We start from the raw sequence: 21,077 nt of genomic DNA on the forward strand, positions 1-21,077 counted from the left end.
GCCAAGCCACACAAGCTATGTCGTTCCAGCAGAACGCATTTGTGTTGGGTTCGCGCTTTTTCTACTCACCAATGGCTTTGCCGAAGTTGCACTTTTTTTAATAACAAAACCTAAAGGCGAAGGTATGTGTGTTGTATAGGTAGAAGGGAGAGTAACTGTGTTTTAAAATCTCATCTTTATTGGTAATGCCGAGTCGTTTCGCTTCTAGTATCGACCGCATGTAATAGCCGACTGAAACCGCTACACAGATACCTTTATCGCCCTGATCGATAACCGGAGGGGCATATTTGGATAGGTCAGTCCGGTTTGGCAATCGTTTGATTGGCTGAGGGAGCCATTTTTGCTGGAGTGTTTCGTAGTCGTATTCGTTGATCGTGAGGCCCTGCCAGCGTGCACCTGCTGGGATAACATTCGCAAAGTCTCGTTTTCGAACAGAAACAGAGCCATCCCAGTTTTTAATTTCAAAAACAGTAGTCTGGGAATAAGGTGAATCTCCCAGCATATTCTTTATGGCGTATTCTGTTCCTCCCCAGAGTGATTCAATAGATATGTAGGGTAAGTAGGAAGGACTTGCGGTCATTACCAGCGAATTGAGTGTCTGGCAAAGTGCATTTGTAAATACTGTGCCAGAATAAAGTTTTGGCCATCCAAATAGATTGATATAGCCGGGGGTTGACGGAGTAGAGCTTCCTAGTTTAATGATACCTTTTGTACGCAGGAACAGTTTTTGAATCACCTGAGTGCTCATACTTATACCAAGTGTTGTTAAAGCTGACAATACAATCGGCTTTTGGTCTATCCGTTGCGTACTGCAATCGGCGATAAGCAAGCCAAGACGTACGTTTTTAGCCCTTAGCCAGTTTTCGACTTCATTGACAGCTAAGCCGGTTTTATTTTCCTTATCCAGTCGCCAGTTTGCAAACGTTTCAGCAGGATTGGCAGGCGCTATTCCATAGCCGGAGTAATACAGAATGATCATGTCCTGAGGAGAGGTTTTGAGGGCTGCAATCGTGTCGCGTAACGCTTTACTGGTAAAATTGGCTGGGTCCAGTCGTCGGATTTGCATTGGGTAATTTGCTGTCCAGCGTATACTATTGACGAAGCCATTCATCAGCGTATCATTTTCCATATTGATCCGTCCAAACTCTACGTCGCGTTGGTCCGTACAGAAAATAACGTGTAGTTGGGGAGATGGTGGCTGGGATTTCGATATCGACTGAGCAAAAAGAGGAAAACAGCCAACAATAAGGGCAAGGATGGTAAGGATTTTCATTGGATGATTGACGGGTAGTTTAGGCTCCTCAAGTATAAACTATTTGACAATCAATATAAAACGTATTGATAAATGTATATTTGGCGCGAATTCCTCGCCCTATGAAACGGCCAATACTTCTTTGTCTGCTTTGTCTCTGGTGCTGGGACCTATTAGCCCAACAGAGCCTGTCCGATAGTCTGCAACGACTGCTTACGCAACCCATTGCGGATACCACCCGCATTCAGGTTCTTGACCAATTGAGTCGGTCGCTGATGTATTCGAAACCATTTGTGGCCATGCAGCATGCCCAGGAGGGGCTGACCCTGGCCCGTAAGGTGGGCTTTAAACGAGGAGAAGCGCGTATCCTGAACCGGATCGGGACTATTTTTCGACTTACCGGTAATTACGACCGTTCGCTGGAAGCACATCTGGCTTCGGTAGAAGTGGCCGAGACTAATCGGGATGCCGATGCGCTGGCTCGTACCTACAATAACATGGGTAATCTGTACTCCGAGCAGAAAAATTCGCCCAAAGCCATTGCCTATTATCAGAAAACCAGTGCACTAGCTTCTCAGTTGGCCAATCTGAACCTAAAGCGGATTGCGCTCTCGAATATCGGATCGGAGTATGCGGTTCTTAATAAATTCGATTCGGCTCTGGTCTATACCCGTATTGCTTATCGGGATGCGCTTCAACTGAAAGCTCAGGATATTCAGATTGAACTGATGATCCTGGCGTATATTTATAAGCGTATGAACCGTTCAGGTCTGGCACTGACCTATTATCGAAAAAGTATTCCTACGTCTTTGGCTCTTAAAAACGATCGTACGCTGAGCCAAACCTATCTGGAAATGGCGGAGGTGTTTCGAGCCGATCACCAGGCCGACTCTGCCATTGTGTATGCCCGAAAATCGCTGCAACTGGCCCAGTCGGCCAATATGCTCAATACCATCCTGAAAGCCAGTACGTTGTTGTCAGAGATGTATGATACGCCTGAACCTCGTCAGGCGCTGGCGTATCTAAAAATAGCAGGAGCAGCCAAAGACAGTCTGGAAAATGCGGAGAAGATAAAAAACTTCCAGAACATTGAGTTCAATCAGAAAATGCGCCAGGAGGATGCCAAACGGCTGGAGGAAACCTATCGGACCCGCATTCTGATGTACTTGCTGGCCAGTGGCGTTGGAGCCTTTATGATCATTGCCTTGATTCTGCTTCGCAACAACCGCCATAAACAAAAAGCTAATCGGCTGCTCCAGCACCAGCGTGACGAAATTAATGCCGAACGACAGAAGGCCGAAACGGCGCTAATGAAGCTGAAAGCTACGCAAACCCAACTCATTCAGCGGGAGAAAATGGCCTCATTAGGCGAACTCACAACCGGAATTGCTCATGAAATACAGAACCCATTAAACTTCGTCAAAAACTTCTCGGAAGTAAGTACGGAACTGATCGACGAACTAAAGGAGGAAGCCCAGGCAGGGCATGCCAACGACGTATTAGCCATCGCTGATGATCTGGCCCAGAATCTACAAAAGATTACGCATCACGGAGATCGGGCTGCTGCTATTGTAAAAGGGATGCTCGAACATTCCCGCACCAGTACGGGCGAACATCAGGCTACTAACCTGAACGCTTTGGCCGACGAGTATCTGCGTCTGGCGTATCAGGGCTTTCGGGCGAAGGACAAAGCTGGTTCGGCAGATCAGTTCAATTGTGAGTTAACTACTGAGTTCGATGCTACTTTAGGCGTAGTTGATGTGGTTCCTCAGGAGATTGGACGGGTATTGTTGAACCTGTATAACAACGGGTTTTATGCCGTTCAGCAAAAACAGAAACTGGCCCCAGTTGCCTACCGCCCTGTTATTAAGGTTACTACCACTCGCACTAACGACAAAGTGGCGATTCGGGTACAGGACAACGGTATGGGTATTTCCGATTCAGTGAAAACGAAAATCTTTCAACCCTTTTTTACCACCAAACCGACAGGCGAAGGTACGGGCCTAGGCTTGTCCTTGAGTTATGATATTGTAACTAACGGGCATGGTGGATCACTACTGGTGGAGAGTCAGGAAGGGGAGGGGGCCGCCTTTATCATTGAACTGCCGCTATAATAGCCTGACATTTTACAGTCAGGTTATTACGGATCAGTCAAACCAGTAAGCCTACTGCTTTTTGGTTTCTTTAAAGCTAGTGGCGGCTACCCGAATTTTTCTATCTGGCATTTCTGCTACTTCCATCAATAGGGTTACCAGGCCCGCTTTTCCGGCTATAGTTAGGGTTGCGTGTCGCTGTGTACCAGATGGATCGTCAAAGGTGGCTTTAAGAACAGTTGTTCCTTCCTGATAAGGCGTTCCCCAGGTACATGTAGTGGATTGAATCGTGCCAACCATTTTATGATCTGCATTGCCGGGAGTTATCATAACCTGTGATTGACTAATCACTACAGTACTTTGCTCATCCACGGTCCGTTGTACTACTCCCGAGCCGTCGAGATACTCGGTCTTGGCAGAAACAAGAGTTACTTCCTTATCGCACTGACCAAAGCTTAGGCTGGCAATCAGAAACAGAACGGTAAATACAATTAGATTTTTCATACTACAAAAGGATTTAACGTTGAAAACACCACCAAACATAAATAGATACGATGTACTATGCAAAACCATGTAGCTTGCATTGCCTAATAAATGATTAACGGCTTTATACGTGGATAAAAGGGTACGAACTAGTTAATGCCGGATGGTAAAAAGCCCTTACATAAAGAATCACAGCCTACAAAACAGGCTGTGATTGGTAACGGTAAGTATTAGAATGGTTTCGATTTAGTTCTAAATTATTGGCAAAGAACTAATGACCGTTACTTCTTTAGTGCCATCGGAGCGCGTTGATGTTTCGGCCGATCTTACGGCCTTCCGACAAGCCTACTTCGTTGTCATGACGGGTATGGATACCACCCATCAATCGGGAGTTGGCACACTCCTGAGCAGCCTCCCAAAATGAGCGATAATGCCGGGTTTCATAAAGCAGCGTATGCTTTACTAAGTTGGGATAGTAATAGGCTTTTTGCGCCGATACTGGCTTAATAAGCATGACCTCTTCTGCGTAGTATGTATAGGGTTGCCGATTTGTATGCGTATTGTCCGTAAAGGAAAAGCTGGGCCCATACAGTTCGGTTAAAACAGTAGCTGTAGCGGCTGATTGTACCGCATGGCCCGAATAGAACGAAGGAAAGGGGGGCTCCAGAAAGAATGGTAGCCAGGGTTTCTGGTTTTTATTTGGTGAGAGGCTCGTATGGATGAAGGAAGAAGGCCGTTCGACCATGAATGTAAATTTGGTTTTCCAGCAGCAAATGAAGGCATCGGCCACGGCCATACCCACCCGGGCGTAAGTTTCGGCCGCTTTGACTAAATCGGTGTGACTGTTGCGGATAGCAATCGTAGCCAGGTTATAGGAGTGTCCGGGCGGAGAGCAGGTTTCTGTCGGGTCGTCGCCCCACCACATCACAATAGCCTGGTCGGTTGGGGTTAGTGCCTTTTTACGTTCAAACACCTCTTTATACTGCTGGTAATATTGACTGGTTGTATCCGTCGAATAAACCAGCGGTTTGGGCAGGGGCAACTGACTATTACGGGGAGAAAAGGTACGGTTCTGCCCCCAGGTTGGATGCATAGGTATTTTCGTGTTGGATTGGCCAACCAGGGGAGGTACCCACATGCCTTTACCGGCTGGCCGTACATAATCGACAGGGAAGTTACGTTGGTAACCTTCGTGACCACCATCATTTTTCGACCATTGATATATTTTGGTCGCGATCGTTTTGCCGAATTGCTCCGAACGTTCGACTACATCCTGACCAAGCTGGGCAGCATAATAGTGGTGGATCGCCTGTTCCAGGGAATCGATTGGCCCTGTTTTTTGTGTATAATCATATAGCGCTCTAAGCAGGTATGCCTGTCCTGCATTTAGGGCAAGTTCCCAACAGTACGTTTTATGACTATCTGGTTTGGGTAACAACAAGGTATCTGATAAGCTACGGATTACAGACCGGTGTTTAGGAGAAGCATACACAACGGTTTCGTACATAGTCAATCCCAAATAGCCAATGGCTCTCGAACCGTAGGTGGGTGTATTTTTAGGGGCCTTAGTCATGATGCGAACGGTCATATCGGCCCAGTTACTGGCAATCTCTTGACCGGTTATAGCAGCAGGTTGGGATTGGGCAAGCAGTGAGTGGCTAAACCCCAATAGCCAACAGACCTGCCAGGTATGCCGTTTCAGTAAATGATGGATTGTCATTAGCTTCATTTTGTGCTTAGAACCAGCGTTACAAAAAGTTTGCCAGTAGTAATATCTTTTAACAGAAAGCTTACACGTGGTTTAATCAGAGCACTTATCCAACTTGTAAGCTGATCCAGAAAATAAAATGACTCAAAAAAATCAGGATTTAATCCTACACCTGTGTTGACTATTGCTGGCATATGTTACTTTTGCGTAGAATCTGGTATGATCATGCTACCAAAACAGGTCTCTATTGGCTTATTTGTCCTCCTGCTATGCCACACGCTGTCGAGTGCGATTGTGGGAATTGTGGGTTGGTGGCAAGCCGAGAATGATCTTTCCGGGCGACTGCTGGTGTATCGTTCGGTTGATAGTCTGGTAGAGTTTCAAATTCCGCTCAAAGACCAGACTGATGGAAAATCCATCGCTCGCACCACAGAAGATGGATTTCGCTATCGCGGACACTACTACAATGTTGTTAGCCTGGAGGTCAAGGGTGATACGCTGCTGATTGCCGGTATCGAGGCCAAAAGCCGTTCATTGTGGCAGGACGATCTGCTGGCCTTTCTGAATGACCACCTGAGTACTTCTTCCGATACTAATCAAAAAGCAGGTCAACTCCTGAAATTTCTGCTTAAAGAGTATTCGCCAGGCTCTGCCGTCACGCTGCAGCTACGGCAGCGCTTATGGAGTCAATCCGTCAGGATTCCTGATCAACTCGTTTCGTTCGTTACGCGTTCTGCGCCGATTCATTCCCCTCCGCCTGAATGGGCTATCTAACGAACTGGTGCCCTGTAGACTACCCTGGCCTGTACTCGTTTGTACGGTTATCAGCCAGATCTAGGGTCATTCAATTCGTGTTCAATCCGTTTTTACTATTGGTTAGTCGTAAAGCCGATGATTCCGTATAGGCCATGCTGAATATGGGCCTTTGTGATTCATTTAGCTTGATATGGCGTGCATTTTAAATGTGCACCATGCCATTGCGTGAGCTCGCTGTCAGCTTCCATAGACACTACATTGCCATTTGCCCAGGCATTACCTTGTCTAGCGATAATCAGTATGTAGCGGGTAGCGATCAACCAGATTCGATCAGTTAATGACTTCTGCGAAAGCCAGACCGACACTGGCTCAAAGGGTGTTATGCAGCCTGAATTGCACGCACTTGGATAAAACAAAACGGACCAATACAGTGTATTGGTCCGGCTCGAAAATACTAAAAGATAGGTTGGTAGTTCATGTTCCTCACCAGATGTTGCTGGTGAGGACATCTTTCTTCACAAACATACTAGTCGAACTACTAAATACCTATAGCAACTCAAGAAGATGTGCTTGCTCAATGGATGCTGTGTTTGCTTACGTACCGATTTAGGCCTATTTGCCTATTTCGCTCGATTCCAGCGTCGATCTGTTGTTTAACTTTTTCTCTTTTTTCTCTCTACTGTTATGACTATTTTACCGACTGAACCCGTTGGCAGTGTACCCCGTCCTGCCTATTTACAGGAGGCTATGGTAGCCTTTGCCAATGGCCAGATTACTCAACAGGAACTGGATCAACTGACTGATAGAGCCCTTCAGGAAACCATCTCCGCTTTGGAACAGACAGGATCGCCTGTGATCACCGACGGCGAGCAGGTCAAACCCAGCTTTGCTACGTACCCCATTGCGGGACTGGACGGCTTGTTGCCTGATGGCGTTGTGATTCCCTTTGCCGATGGTCATACCCGGCAGTTACCAGTCATTTCCAAAGGACCATTCCGTTATACAACATCTGCCGACGCCTACCTTAAACGGGCTCGGCATTTTACGGATCGCCCCATTAAACAGGCTGTGATCGCTATTTCCGCCCTTAGTTTGCTTTACCCACAGAACGGAATCGATGGGTACAGCCGGGATGCATTTTTAGCTGATCTGGTCAACGAAGCAGAAAAGGAAATCAGAAATTGTCTGAATGCGGGGGCCTACAATGTTCAAATTGACTTCACCGAAGGGCGACTAGCGCTCAAATTAGATCCCAGCAAACAACTGCTAAGCGCTTTTATTGACTTAAATAATCAGGTTTTGGCTCGCTTTACACCGGATGAGCAAACTCGAATCGGTGTCCATTCCTGCCCAGGTGGCGATCATGATTCGACCCATAGTGCCGATATTAGTTATGATGATCTTCTGCCTTCTTTATTTGATCTAAAGGCTGGTAACTTTTATCTGGAATATGCGGCTGAGAAAAATAAACCTGGTGTGTTAGCCGCTATTAAAGCCAATCTCAAGCCGAATCAGCGCGTGTTCCTGGGAGTTACCAACGTATTGGACCCAAGAGTGGAAACGGCTGAGGAAATTCGCAATTTGATTCTGGAAGCGGCTCAGGTTATCCCTGTTAGTCAGCTTGGCACGACAGACGACTGCGGTTTTTCTCCATTTGCTGATGACGTATCAACAGCTCGGGAAATTGCTTTCGCCAAAATCAAAGCTCGGGTTGACGGTACTCGATTAGCACAGCAGGAACTCCAATAAGCGTTTATCCTTTTGACAGGTCCTATTAGGCCTGGGTTGGCGTTCCCGTTCGCATGTCGTGGCTATTTGATGTACGTTATTTGTCCAAAAGCGCATCGGATATGCTACTATTTACAGTGCCTATATAAACATAAAAGGCTCACAATGAGCCTTTTATGTTTATATCGTAAGGATTGATTTACTTCGTCAGCTTCTGCGTCACAACCTTCTCCAGATACTCGCGAATAGGTTGTATTTTGATTTGACTCAGCACATCCTGTGAGAAAGCATACAGCAATAGTGTTCGGGCTTCATCTTTCGGAATCCCTCTTGAACGCATGTAAAACAGGGCTTCGTCGTTGAGCTGGCCGGTTGTAGTTCCGTGAGAGCACTTAACATCGTCAGCAAAAATTTCCAACTGAGGCTTGGTGTTCATCGACGCGCCCGGCGAAAGCACTACATTCTTACACGATTGGTACGCATTGGTTTTCTGCGCATCGGGCCGAACGAAAATCTTGCCATTGAACACGCCTGTGCTGTTGTCGTCCAGAATTCCTTTGTACAGTTCGTTGCTGTAGGAATTCGGCATGGCATGATCTACCAGCGTGTGATTATCGACATGCTGACGGCCGTTTGGCATGTACAGACCATACATAAACGCTTCGGCCTGTTGACCGTTCAGGACAATATTCAGGTTGTTGCGCACAAAGCTACCATTGAGCGTGACCGTAGCCGAATAAAAATGACTGTTATCGGCCTGGTTCACCTGGATAGTTCCAACGTGGTAAGCCTTGTCGGTTTCATTCTGGACTTTATAATATTGCATGCGGGCATCGCGCTCGAGTACAATCTCAGTAACGACATTGACAAAGCTAGTACCTTCTCCCAGCGTCCGATACGATTCGGCCATCATCACTTCTGCGTTTTTACCCACCAGAATCAGATTACGGGGTTGCGAGGTAATGTTTTTGGTTCGAGTGTCGGTAATAAACCGTAGGATAATCGGTTGCTCTACAGTGGTATTGGCTGGCACACGCACAACAACGCCATCGCTGGCCAGCGCTGTGTTCAAGGCTGTGAAGGCATTCTCCTGATAGTCGGCATAGTGAGCGAAGTGGTTGCCAATCAGCTCGGGCTCTGCTTTTATCGCATCGGCAAAACTAATGATCTGAACCTGATCGGTCGGACTAACCAATTTGGATAGTTCGGCATGGTAACGACCATTGACGAAGTAAATGATGTTTCCGTCAAGGTTTGGAATTTCCAGTGGAGCCAGATCGTCCATCGTCAGCGTGGTGGTCTCATCCAACTCAAACGATTGTTTGAGGAGCCCATTTACACTGGAATACTTCCATTCTTCATGCCGAATGGTTGGAAAGCCAAGTTGGTCGAATTGTTTAAGGGCAGCTCGCCGAATCTGGTGCACCGAACTTTTTCGCTCACCATTCATGCGCTCTTCGTTGTCGCGAAAAGCCGCCAGCAGTTGCTCCTTAAATTCGTTATAGGATGCGTAAGAGGGAGTCATATTGTCAATGATGAATGATTGAATGATGAATGATGAATGATTTCAGAATAGATCATTCATCATTCATCACTCATCATTAAATTATACCGCTTCAGCTTTAATCCAGTCGTAGCCTTTTTCTTCCAGTTCAAGGGCCAGCTCTTTCGGACCTGATTTTACAATACGACCTTTGTACAGAACGTGCACGAAATCGGGTATGATGTAGTCGAGTAAACGCTGATAGTGCGTAACAACAATTGTAGCCCGCTCCGGCGACCGAAGTTTATTGACGCCATCGGCCACAATCCGCAACGCATCGATATCCAGACCTGAATCGGTTTCATCCAGAATAGCTAGTTTGGGTTCAAGCATGGCCATCTGGAAAATTTCGTTCCGTTTCTTTTCGCCCCCCGAGAAGCCTTCGTTCAGTGAGCGGCTCAGCAGAGACTGGTCGATGTTGACAAGTTTCATTTTTTCCTTCATCAACTTCAGAAACTGCACAGCGTCGAGCGGGTCCAGACCCCGATATTTTCGGATTTCGTTCATCGCCGTTTTGAGGAAGTTCGTCGTGCTGACGCCAGGAATTTCGACCGGGTACTGAAAAGCAAGAAAAATACCTTCTGCCGCCCGCACTTCAGGGGCCATGTCCAGTAAATCTTTTCCGTCGAAGGTAACGCTACCGCCCGTTACGTCATAGTCTTCCCGACCTGCCAATACCGATGCCAGGGTACTTTTACCGGCACCGTTAGGACCCATAATCGCGTGAACCTCACCGGAGTTGACTTCCAGATTGAGACCTCGTAATATTTCTTTGTCGCCGATAGAGGCTTGTAAATTACTGATGGATAACATAATAGGTTGTAATGCCCTCGCTGGCAAATGAGCCGCAAAGATAACAGATGAATCAGTATCTCTCTGTTTGGGTAACAAAATCAGCTACTTAAAAGTTGACGTGCGGGCCGCTAATCCAAAATTCCTCTGGTATTCTTTACGCAGAAGAACACAAAGCCCTCCAACCAGATAGTCAGAGGGCTTTGTGAATGGCGATCAGGCAGAGTTGCCCAGTCAGAACATTTTTATCGTACCCGCTTGATTCGTATCGGAACACAGACTGGCGATACGCAGCAGGGAACAGGGGCCATGTAGGTTGTTTGAGCCGTTTGTCCGGCAAAGCTAACCGTTACGGTATGCTGGCCAGAGCCACTCAGCAGACCCGACATCGAATAAGGCACTGAGGTAGTACCGGCACTAACCGAAACGGTCAGGCTGAGAATGCCGTCTGTTATCGTCATGATCCCGCTAGGTGCATTCGTCAGGTTTATGACACCCGTTGTCGTATAGGTGTTGGTATTGGGTTGACAAACACCGGGGTCAGTTACCGAAATACTCATACCAAGGCTACAGCTAGCCGGAGCGCTGTAGGTGCTGACGGTCGTAGAGCAACCGGGTAACGAAGAAACCACCGTATGGCTGGAACCATTGGAAATCAAGTTAGTAAACGTAGCGGTAAACGACGTACTACCACCTGATACGGTAGCGAAGGTCATGCTGTTGGGGCCATCCGTTACCGTGAGCGTTCCAGTTATTGGGTTGGCCAGCGTGATAATCGCCGTCGTCGTAAACGTATTCGTCGCCGACTGACATATGCCTGCTGTTACGATTGTACTCGTTGAGCAGGCCGGAGCCACCGAACAGGAGGTCGGAGCGGTGAAGCTGGCCGTAGTAGAGCCGCAACTGGGTAGGCTGATGGTGGCTGTCTGACTAGACCCATCCGAGACCAGTCCGTTAAAGACGGCCGTAAACGAAGTCGTATTGGCGGCAATGGTCTGGCTCACGGGCGTGGCATTGGGCAGACTGACTGTGATTGTACCGGCTGGGCTATTGGCTAAACTAACCACGACCGAAGCCGAGTAGGTGTTGGTCGCCGTTGCACACTGACCAGCCGTAGCCACGGCACTAATGGAACAGACCGGCGCTACCGAGCAGGAAGCCGGAGCGGTGTACACTGAGGTCGTGGTCGAGCAGCCCGGCAGGGTCACCGTTGCTGTATGAATACCACCATCTGACGGCAGACCGGGTACTACTATGGTTGCAACAGAACTGTTGGTCGACACTGTCTGGCTCACGGGAGCCGCGCCTGGAATACTGACTGTGATTGTACCATTGATCGGATTGCTTAGGCTAACGACCACGAGAGCTGAGTAGGTATTGGTAGCCGGAACGCACTGCCCGGCGGTGGCTACCGCAGTCAATGAGCAGACCGGAGCCACTGAACAGCTAGCGGGGGCGGTGTAAGTCGTACTGACAGATTGACTTAGGTAAGTGACCGTAACGGTATGCGAGCCCGTTCCACTGGTCAGACCTGCCAAGCTATAGTCAACCGACGTGACTCCAGCGCTCACCGATACAGTCGTAGCTACTAATCCATCGGTGAAGACGGCGGTACCTTCCTGCGCATTGGTGAGCGAGAGGCTTCCTGAAATAGAGTACTGATTGGTGGCGCTCAGACAGCTACCAGGTGTCACACTCAAGGCCAGCGCAGGAGTAGCTACCGAACAGGAAGCTGGTGCAGCATATACCGATGTCGTAGTCGAACAGCCGGGTAAGGTCACCGTAGCGGTATGGATAGTTCCATCAGACGGTAAACCAGGCACTACCACTGTTACAACCGAACTAGTTGCCGCTACTGTCTGACTAACCGGAGCCGCGCCTGGAATATTAACTGTAAGCGTACCATTGATCGGATTGCTCAGATTAACCACGACCAGTGCTGAGTAGGTATTGGTGGCTGGAACGCACTGCCCGGCGGTGGCCACGGCTGTCAGTGAGCAAACTGGAGCTACCGAGCAGGAGGCAGGAGCGGTGTAGGTGGCACTGACGGATTGACTCAGGTAAGTGACCGTAACGGTATGCGACCCTGTTCCACTGGTCAGACCTGCTAAGGTATAAGGGACTGAGGTAGCTCCTGCGCTCACCGAAATTGTAGTGGCCACTAGCCCGTCGGTGAAGACGGCCATACCTGCCTGCGCATTGGTCAGTGAGAGTGTTCCTGAAATAGAATACTGATTAGTTGCGCTCTGACAAGTACCCGGTGTGACGGTCAAGGCCAGGGCCGGAATCGCTACTGAACAACTAGCCGGAGCGGTAAAGCTAGCCGTAGTAGAGCCGCAACCCGGTAGGCTGATGGTGGCTGTCTGACTAGACCCATCCGAGACCAGTCCGTTAAAGACGGCCGTGAACGAGGTCGTATTGGCGGCTATGGTTTGGCTCACTGGCGTGGCATTGGGCAGACTGACCGTGATTGTACCGGCCGGACTATTGGCTAAACTAACCACGACCGAAGCCGAGTAGGTGTTGGTTGCCGTTGCACACTGACCAGCCGTAGCCACGGCACTGATCGAACAGACTGGCGCTACTGAGCAGGAAGCTGGAGCGGTGTAGACTGAGGTGGTGGTCGAGCAACCGGGTAGGGTTACTGTCGCGGTATGAATGCCCCCATCCGAAGGCAGACCGGATAAAACTAGGGTTACCACAGAGCTGGCGGTAGTCACTGTCTGGCTAACCGGTGACCCGCCTGGTATATTGACCGTGACCGTACCATTGATCGGATTGCTCAGGCTAACGACGACCACAGCCGAATAGGTGTTAGTAGCTGGATTGCATTGACCGGCCGTAGCCACGGCACTCATGGAGCAAACCGGAGCCACTGAACAGCTAGCGGGGGCAGTATAGGTAGCACTGACGGATTGACCCAAGTAAGTGACCGTGATGGTATGCGAACCTGTTCCACTGGTTAGGCCTGCTAAGGTATAAGGGGCCGATGTGGCTCCAGCGCTCACCGATACGGTCGTAGCTATCAGACCATCGGTGAAGACGGCCATACCTGCCTGCGCATTGGTCAGCGAAAGGCTTCCCGAAATAGAATACTGATTAGTTGCGCTTTGGCAAGTGCCGGGTGTGACGGTCAAGGCCAGGGCCGGAATCGCTACTGAACAACTAGCTGGAGCGGTGAAGCTGGCGGTAGTTGATCCGCAACCGGGTAGGCTGATGGTGACTGTCTGACTAGACCCATCCGAGACCAGTCCGTTAAAGACGGCCGTGAACGAGGTCGTATTGGCGGCTATGGTTTGGCTCACTGGCGTGGCATTGGGCAGACTGACCGTGATTGTACCGGCCGGACTATTGGCTAAACTAACCACGACCGAAGCCGAGTAGGTGTTGGTTGCCGTTGCACACTGACCAGCCGTAGCCACGGCACTGATCGAACAGACTGGCGCTACTGAGCAGGAAGCTGGAGCGGTGTAGACTGAGGTGGTGGTCGAGCAACCGGGTAGGGTTACTGTCGCGGTATGAATGCCCCCATCCGAAGGCAGACCGGATAAAACTAGGGTTACTACCGAACTGTTGGTAGCTACTGTCTGGCTCACGGGAGCCGCGCCTGGAATACTCACCGTTACGGTGCCGTTGATGGAGTTGCTTAGACTGACCACGACCAAAGCGGAATAGGTGTTGGTGGCTGGCACGCACTGTCCGGCGGTAGCTACGGCACTGATCGAACAGGGTAGCGCTACTGTACAGGAGGTTGGGTTTAATGTGACTGTAACATCTGTATAGCAACCACTACTATTGTAAACCCGTACGGTATAAGTCTGTGCCGAAGCTGGATTCGATAAGTTGCTGACGATAATCCCGTTAGCCGGAATAGCTTGTGCCGTTCCCGACAAAGGAGCCGTTTCGTTAAAATCGGTGCCTAACGAATATTGATACGTGTAGCCTGTTCTGAAATTACTCAGCACAATCTGACCGTTTGCCTGTGCTACAGAACCAGAACAGGTAGCCGCTATGGCCATTGCCTGGAAGGTAGGTAAGGTATCTTCTTCGACAATGAAGGAGCAACAGCTAAAATCTGGGCAGAGACCTGACAGGCTATCAGCCGCCAGACTATAACTTCCTGGTGTCGTGATGTCAAGTGTATGGGTCGTCTGGTCGGCTAGTAATACGCCATTTTTGTACCACTTGTAGCTTGTACGACCCGGTTGAGCCGTCAATCGGAAAAGGTAGACATCACCGGTGCATACCAGTACGGGAATGGTCGTACATACTTTAGCTGTATCGCCGGGGATGGTCGCTTTGTTATACAGAATTCCTGAACTATCGGCAATGGACTGGAAGGTCAGGCTAAGGCTTTGATTAGGGGTAATACTGCCTACCGTCCAGATGCTGACAGGTGTGCCCTGATTAAAAGTTGTGCCTGCCGGAGCCGTAGCTGATCCACTCACAAAACGTAATCCGGTCGATGCCGAGTCACGTACCGCAACGTTCGTAGCCGTTGTACTGCCGGAGTTCGTCAGCACAACCGTATAGGTCAGTACATCGCCAAGCTTCGCTTTTGTTTTGCTGACGTATTTTGATAGTGCCAGTTGTGTGCCGGTGGGTTGCGTACAGGAACCCGGTGCCGTATAGGTTGTCGTTGTTGTGGCACAACCGGGTAAGCTTGCCGTTACCGTATGCGAAGCTCCATTGGACACAATGCCGTTGAACGTTGCTACGGCTGTGGTGGTGCCTGTAGTAGCTGGTACCGCAAAGGTTACACTATTGACACCATCCGTTACGGTCAGAATCCCCGCCGTTGGATTGGTCATCGTAACCACTACCGTATTGGAGAATGTATTGGTGGCCGTGCTGCATAAGCCTGGCGTAGCCACGGCGCTGATCGAACAGACCGGCGCTACAGAGCAACTAACCGGGGCGGTATACGTTGTGCTGGCTGTTGCACAAGTCGATGCGCTACTGGTGACGGTTACGGTATGTATGGCCCCGTCACTTTGCAGGCTTGTATAGCTGAAAGCGATAGAGGATGTGCCCGCATTAGCCGTCAGGGAGCGAACATAGCTTCCATCCGTCAGAGTTAGGGTCTGACTGGCGGGGCTGTTGGCGATGGCTATTGTACCACTCAGTACATACTGGTTCGTAGCCGGGTTACAATTGGCACCACTGGCTGTTACACTCAGGTTACAGCTAGGGGCTACTGAGCAACTTGCCGGAGCCGTGTAAGTAGTGGTTGTCGTAGAACAGCCGGGTAGACTGGCGACCACTGTGTGACTGCTGCCATTGGAGGTCAGACCAGGGAAAACTACTGTAAAGGTGTTGGAAGCCCCGGCAGTAGTCGCCACAGGCTGCGTTTGAGCGCCATCCGTAATCAGTAGCGTGCCCGACACCGGATTGGCCACTGTAACCACTACCGTTGACGAGTAGGTGTTGGTTGCTGTTGCGCACACCCCGGCCGTAGCCACGGCACTGATCGAACAAACCGGAGTTGCTGAGCAACTGGCGGGGGCGGTGTACGTTGCCGTGGTTGATCCGCAGCCTGGTAGGCTGATAGTAGCCGTGTGGCTCAGGCCATCCGAAGACAAGCCAGTAAAGATAGCCGTAAACGTATTCTGCGTATTGGCTGTCGTAGTGAAGGTCTGAGACCCTCCAGCCAGGCTCACACTAAGCGTTCCTGTAACGGGATTCTGCACCGTAATCACCACCGAAGCGGAGTAGGTGTTGGTTGCGGTGGAACATTGCCCGGCGGTAGCCACTGCACTAACAGAGCAAACTGGCGCTACTGAGCAGGAGGTCGGAGCGGTGAAGCTGGCCGTGGTTGATCCGCAACCGGGCAGGCTAATGGTGACCGTATGGCTGAGCCCATCCGAAACCAGTCCGTTGAACACAGCTGTAAAAGTCGGCGTGTTTGCCGCAATCGTCTGGCTGATCGGTGTTGTACCCGATAAACTAACAGTTACCGTATTGGCTGGACTATTGGCTAAGCTAACCACCACCGTAGCCGAGTAGGTATTGGTAGCTGTGGCGCATTGCCCGGCCGTAGCTACCGCGCTGATGGAGCAGGGGGGAGCGATTGAACAGGAGACCGGTGCTGTAAAGGTCTGACTGACAGGTGCGCAGGCTGAGTTGGAGTAGCTGGCAGTAATCGTATAGGTTTGGCCATTACTTACTAATCCTGAATAGCTGAATGTACCAGAAGCATTACCGGCTGGCAGAGTCAGGCTTCTGGGCGTGAACGCTCCTGAGTTGATGGTCAGTGTGCCGCTGGCTGGTACATTGGTTGAGGCAATAGTGCCCGATAAGGTATAAGTATTCGTTGCCGAGCTACAGAGTCCGGGCGTAACCGTGAGGGCAAGCCCACATGCTGGAGCCACCGTACAGGAAGCGGGAGCTGTATAGGTCGTCGTGGCGGTGCTGCATCCTGGCAAGGTAACCGTTACGGTATGGGATCCTGTGCCTGACGTCAGGCCCGTTAACGAGTAAGCTGCAGAAATCTGACCAACCGTAACGCTGAACGACGTTGTGCTACTCCCATCCGTCACCGTAACAATGCCGGCAGTGGCACTTGTCAGACTAACGGTGCCCGTGACGGTATAACTGTTGGTAGCAGCCTGACAGGCGCTCGGAGTTGCCGTTAACGCAACGGCACAAGTACCACAAACCGCTTTGGCAAGTGTTACCGATACGACCGTTGAACAGGTCGGACCGTTATAGACAATAATCGAATAGCTCTGACCTGCCGAACTGGCTGGATCGGCCAGACCCGTAAATGAAACGGTTGACGAAGATACAGGTTGACCACCTACGGCCGTGTATGAGGGCGCTGGTCCGGCTGTGTACAGGAATGCTTTGTCGGCGTTCTGAACACCTGTCAGATCGATCCGGCCGCTGTTGGGGGTTACCGTTGGGCCTACACAAACTGCCGGAGTGGCATTGACACTGGCAATAACAGCCGCTGCACAGGCAAAGCCTGCATCGAGTGTATGATTCACTGTACCTGCTCCTCCAGTAGTAAAGCTGATAGCAGGTAAGCTGTTGCCGCCAATCGTTGCCAACTGAACATTGGAATCGTTCAGTGTACTGGCCGTTGGGGCTGTGCTCAATGCTTGGGTAAGCTGGTAGCGATTAGCTCCAATCGTCAGCGCACCACTGGCAAACTGGCCTCCGGTTCCGAACACCACCTGATAGGCCGTATTGGGTAGCAGTGTGGTATCGGCTCCTGTTGCGCTCCAGGTACCACTGGTTAGCTTGCTTTTTGAGGAGAAATAATATTCGCCGGAAGCATTCGTCGTGGTGGTGGCAATGACCGTTCCTGACTTATACAGGGAGACGTTAACGCCAGATAAACTCTGTTCACAGGGGTCCTGAATGCCGTCGTTATCGCTGTCGAACCAGACCCGGTTACCGATTTCCAGGAAAGTTGGCGTCGTACACCCTAGCTCGAAATCGCCTAGTCCAACTGATTTTTGAAAACTACCGTTCTGAAAAACGATATAGGCCGACTGTACCGAACCATTCGCGTTTGAAAACTGCCGGAACCCATTCGCATAAGAAACTTCGTTCAGCGGGTCCATTGCCGAAGCAATCACGTTGCCAGATCCCGGACGGATGGCCAAACCACCCATTGCATTCTCGGTATGGACCAGAATTTGGCCTTGAACAAAGTCGTCGTTATAAAATTCGCCTGAGCCGGGGCCCTGGCTGTTGTTCGGTAAAGCGCCGGTAATGCCAGCTACTTTTGCATTATTTTCAAGAATATAAACACCATTGATGTTGGCCGCACGAAGTATATCGCCACCATTAATGGCATAGTAAAGTTTGGTGTCGGTAGCGTGTGGGCTGTAATTGTCGGCAGCCCCCTGAAGGCCGGTTCGATCGGCAAAGGCCAGTACCATCGAATTGTCGATGTCGAATTCGATACCCGACAGAATAGGCTGACTTCGAAGCAGGTAATGACCATCGCTGTACACCAGTTGATCAAAGTCATCCGTCCAGGTACGCCAGTTGTTCGACGCTGCAGCCGCGTCAGGATCGTCGTTCAGAAGAGCAGGGCCCTTCGGATACGTCAACGGGAAGTCAAAAATAGTACTCCAGGTACCAGCAACGGGGTCTAACGCATAGACAAATGCCCGCATATCGGATCGGCTGCCTGTTGCTGATCCATCGCAGATAACACCGACATACACTTTCCCTTTCTGATATTTAATACCCCAGGGCCGGGCATTGCCAGCGGAACAGCCACTCGGCGTGGTGAATGACGTAAACGTGGTAGGTGCGGCTCCTCCGGCGTTATAGGCCGAAATGTCCAGCCGATAAACTTTTTTGTCGAACAGGTTGACGAAATAAAGCTGATTGCCGTCCGATGAAATTGTTAACCCGCCGATACCGGCTTTACCAATCTGAGCAAAGGCAGCCGAGTCATGGCTAAAAGACGTAGCACTAGCCGATAGGCCCCGACTGACGTTACTACCTACAGCCGTTGATCCAACGTTGATCCCGATAGTGGTTACGTCCAGAAAATTGCTTACGGCGTTGGTGGTTGGGTTAATGGCATAAATACCACCTAAACCTAATGGTCCCACACCCGCGTGCCGACGCAGCACCGACGAGGTGAAAATAGTTTTGGTTTGCTTGTTGTAAACAGTACCCCAAAGCGCTCCTACCTGTGAGGCATTCGCTATATGAGCCGGATTGGCGGAGTTTGTATAATTACCAGACCCCGTTGAGGTTGAAAAATCAGTGTAATTGACCGATACAAAAGCGTCCATACTGCCCGCTGTTCCACCAGCCAGTGGGTTGCCGTTGACATAGCAGGGAACAAAAATCTTGGGATTATTCTGGCAAAAATCGGTTGGGTCCGACATGCCTAAATCGACTCCGCAATCGGGAGCCGTGATGAATTGAACCGTGGTGCGGCCATCCGTACCATTGGGCGTTCCCTGTGCCGAATAAGCGGCAGGCAGGTTGGTGAACTCCACCCGGACAGGGTAATTGGCAGCGGGTATTGTTAATTTATATTGGCCGTTTACGTCGGTAGTGGTTGTATAGACGGTACCAGCGCAATCGTAAGCCGTAACCGTAATGCCCGGTATGCCTGTGGTTTCGCCTGTATTTTTTACACCGTCGCCGTTAAAATCATTGAAGGCTGTTCCACTCAGGTCGGTTCCGGGCGTACAGGTCAAAGGCTGGCAGGCTGCCGGAGCTGTGAATGAGGCAGTTGTCGTACAGACCGTATTACTGGCAAAGGAAGCGGTTACTGTACCCATTGATCCATCGGCAGGAATCTCAAAGGTGAATACCTGAGGAGACGAAATTTCGACCGCAACGGGAATTTCGTATGAGTCCAGGTCAAAAAAGCTAATGGTATTGATACCGGGCGTAATCTGCCGACTCTGCCCACCCAACGTCACGACCAGGTTATCATTTGCTGGGGCATCTGTCCAGTTTACTTCTACACTGACAGTAGCCCGGCTACCAGCTGTTGTGTTGTAGCAGCCTGATACGGTTGGGGTTATAGTTACTGAAGTAGCTGCCTGATAGGTGATTATTAATTGTGGATTTCCGCTACTGAGTGAGGCATACGCATTGGCCGTAGGTCCAGTAGCTGATGATGTGGCATCAAACAAAAGAGCGATGGCGTTATTGGGTTTCCAATCCGAGCGATTGACAATTTCCTGAACAATGGCTTTGAGGTCAGGTGTCCGTTGATTCGCTGTCTGTGCTCCACTTGACCAGGAGGCTGCATTTGACCAACTGACGGAAGCCGATGTTGGAGCCGTGTTGTACCGCGTTGAAATGTCGGTAGAGCCCGTAGCCGCTGTGAATGAGCTTGAATTGGCAACGCTATGCCCTTTAATGCTTACATTGGATATACCGGTAGCCTGGGTCGCGTTGCTGCCGGTAAATTGAATATAGGCGTTGGTAATCGTAGCTGATTTCGGAATATATACTGATGGGAAACGGACGCCTATATACCGATTGAAAAATGCCAGATTTGTACTGGTAATAACTGAGACCGAACTGCCAACAGTTTCTACCGCATCGTCATTCGCGTTGGCTTCGGATACAGTTAATGTTGAGTTGGAAACACACTGAGCTAATACCGTAGAGGTTAACTGTGAAAGAACTAACAAAGACAGTGTAAGACAGGCTATTAGCGCCAGTCTGCCAGGGAAAAGAGGCCGTTTCTGAATTACTTGCGTGGTCGACGCGATAGTACAGGTAGGCATAGAGAAAAAAATTAAAAATGATTTCAGCGAAACGTTGAAGTAATAGCATATCAATCCATCGGTTGATGGGTTAATGACGCCTGGATGTCTTTGTTAGATCTAGTTGGATAATGCCCGTTGGCTTTGGCAGATGAAACCGATGGTATGTGGTGTCTAATCGAGTTGCTACATTTGACAAAGCCTGGTCATGATTAGCAGGAACCATGATAAAACACAAGCAAAAGAGGCTTTCTAATTTGTGTTTGTAGGCTTTCTTAAAATCAACTCAACTGTCGCACCTGATACATGATATAGTAATAATATTTCCTATACCCGCTTCGGTTACATTTGACAAATAGCCGTTGTACAAATGCTATGCCAGTAGCTAAGGTTTAGCTAATTATAATTTAAATAATACCATTGATTGTTTGATAGTTTATATTATATGGTCTTTAATGTGACTGTAATGTTGATTGTGTTTAATTGTTTTTGCTCAGATTATACTATGTTTTATCTG

General features: G+C 49.7%; 9 protein-coding genes. 3 read left to right on the forward strand and 6 right to left on the reverse strand.

The window, feature by feature from the left end:
• Positions 1–97: 97 nt before the first annotated feature.
• Positions 98–1,273, reverse strand: a complete 1,176-nt coding sequence (locus tag ACYVFD_RS08465) for a hypothetical protein (protein ID WP_461089464.1) — start codon at positions 1,271–1,273, stop codon at positions 98–100.
• Positions 1,274–1,374: 101 nt separating this feature from the next.
• Here ACYVFD_RS08465 and ACYVFD_RS08470 point away from each other — a divergent pair, with 101 nt between their 5' ends.
• Positions 1,375–3,366 carry a tetratricopeptide repeat-containing sensor histidine kinase gene (locus ACYVFD_RS08470; RefSeq protein ID WP_461089465.1) on the forward strand — a complete coding sequence of 664 codons (1,992 nt, stop codon included), beginning with the start codon at positions 1,375–1,377 and terminating at the stop codon, positions 3,364–3,366.
• Positions 3,367–3,417: 51 nt separating this feature from the next.
• Here the strand turns inward: ACYVFD_RS08470 and ACYVFD_RS08475 are convergent, their stop codons facing one another.
• Both ACYVFD_RS08475 and ACYVFD_RS08480 read right to left on the reverse strand, forming a co-directional pair.
• Entirely contained in the window at positions 3,418–3,849 is a 432-nt protein-coding gene (locus ACYVFD_RS08475; RefSeq protein WP_461089467.1) for a hypothetical protein, read from the reverse strand.
• Positions 3,850–4,117: 268 nt separating this feature from the next.
• Positions 4,118–5,548 carry a vanadium-dependent haloperoxidase gene (locus ACYVFD_RS08480; RefSeq protein ID WP_461089468.1) on the reverse strand — a complete coding sequence of 477 codons (1,431 nt, stop codon included), beginning with the start codon at positions 5,546–5,548 and terminating at the stop codon, positions 4,118–4,120.
• A 213-nt stretch (positions 5,549–5,761) separates the two neighbouring features.
• Here ACYVFD_RS08480 and ACYVFD_RS08485 point away from each other — a divergent pair, with 213 nt between their 5' ends.
• A complete protein-coding gene (locus tag ACYVFD_RS08485; RefSeq protein ID WP_461089469.1) occupies positions 5,762–6,310 on the forward strand; it encodes a hypothetical protein in 549 nt (182 codons plus the stop codon).
• 666 nt (positions 6,311–6,976) lie between these two features.
• Positions 6,977–8,041, forward strand: coding sequence for a cobalamin-independent methionine synthase II family protein (locus ACYVFD_RS08490; RefSeq protein ID WP_461089470.1), 1,065 nt, complete (start codon positions 6,977–6,979; stop codon positions 8,039–8,041).
• 178 nt (positions 8,042–8,219) lie between these two features.
• Here ACYVFD_RS08490 and sufD read toward each other — a convergent pair whose 3' ends face one another.
• From sufD to ACYVFD_RS08505, 3 genes are all read right to left on the reverse strand, one after another.
• On the reverse strand, positions 8,220–9,545 hold the full coding sequence (sufD, locus tag ACYVFD_RS08495; RefSeq protein ID WP_461089471.1) for a Fe-S cluster assembly protein SufD: 1,326 nt from the start codon (positions 9,543–9,545) through the stop codon (positions 8,220–8,222).
• A gap of 81 nt (positions 9,546–9,626) precedes the next feature.
• On the reverse strand, positions 9,627–10,376 hold the full coding sequence (gene sufC, locus ACYVFD_RS08500) for a Fe-S cluster assembly ATPase SufC (protein WP_461089472.1): 750 nt from the start codon (positions 10,374–10,376) through the stop codon (positions 9,627–9,629).
• Positions 10,377–10,600: 224 nt separating this feature from the next.
• Complete coding sequence (locus ACYVFD_RS08505; protein ID WP_461089473.1) at positions 10,601–20,581, reverse strand: SdrD B-like domain-containing protein; 9,981 nt, start codon at positions 20,579–20,581, stop codon at positions 10,601–10,603.
• Positions 20,582–21,077: the final 496 nt, after the last annotated feature.

The sequence above is a fragment of the Spirosoma gilvum genome (genome assembly GCF_054776815.1).

Bases quoted from the DNA above. Each gene is read 5' to 3' on its own strand.
- sufC (WP_461089472.1), bottom strand. From the start codon at position 10,376: ATGTTATCCATCAGTAATTTACAAGCCTCTATCGGCGACAAAGAAATA.
- ACYVFD_RS08485 (WP_461089469.1), top strand. From the start codon at position 5,762: ATGCTACCAAAACAGGTCTCTATTGGCTTATTTGTCCTCCTGCTATGC.
- ACYVFD_RS08505 (WP_461089473.1), bottom strand. From the start codon at position 20,581: ATGCCTACCTGTACTATCGCGTCGACCACGCAAGTAATTCAGAAACGG.
- ACYVFD_RS08490 (WP_461089470.1), top strand. From the start codon at position 6,977: ATGACTATTTTACCGACTGAACCCGTTGGCAGTGTACCCCGTCCTGCC.
- ACYVFD_RS08470 (WP_461089465.1), top strand. From the start codon at position 1,375: ATGAAACGGCCAATACTTCTTTGTCTGCTTTGTCTCTGGTGCTGGGAC.
- ACYVFD_RS08465 (WP_461089464.1), bottom strand. From the start codon at position 1,273: ATGAAAATCCTTACCATCCTTGCCCTTATTGTTGGCTGTTTTCCTCTT.
- ACYVFD_RS08475 (WP_461089467.1), bottom strand. From the start codon at position 3,849: ATGAAAAATCTAATTGTATTTACCGTTCTGTTTCTGATTGCCAGCCTA.
- sufD (WP_461089471.1), bottom strand. From the start codon at position 9,545: ATGACTCCCTCTTACGCATCCTATAACGAATTTAAGGAGCAACTGCTG.
- ACYVFD_RS08480 (WP_461089468.1), bottom strand. From the start codon at position 5,548: ATGACAATCCATCATTTACTGAAACGGCATACCTGGCAGGTCTGTTGG.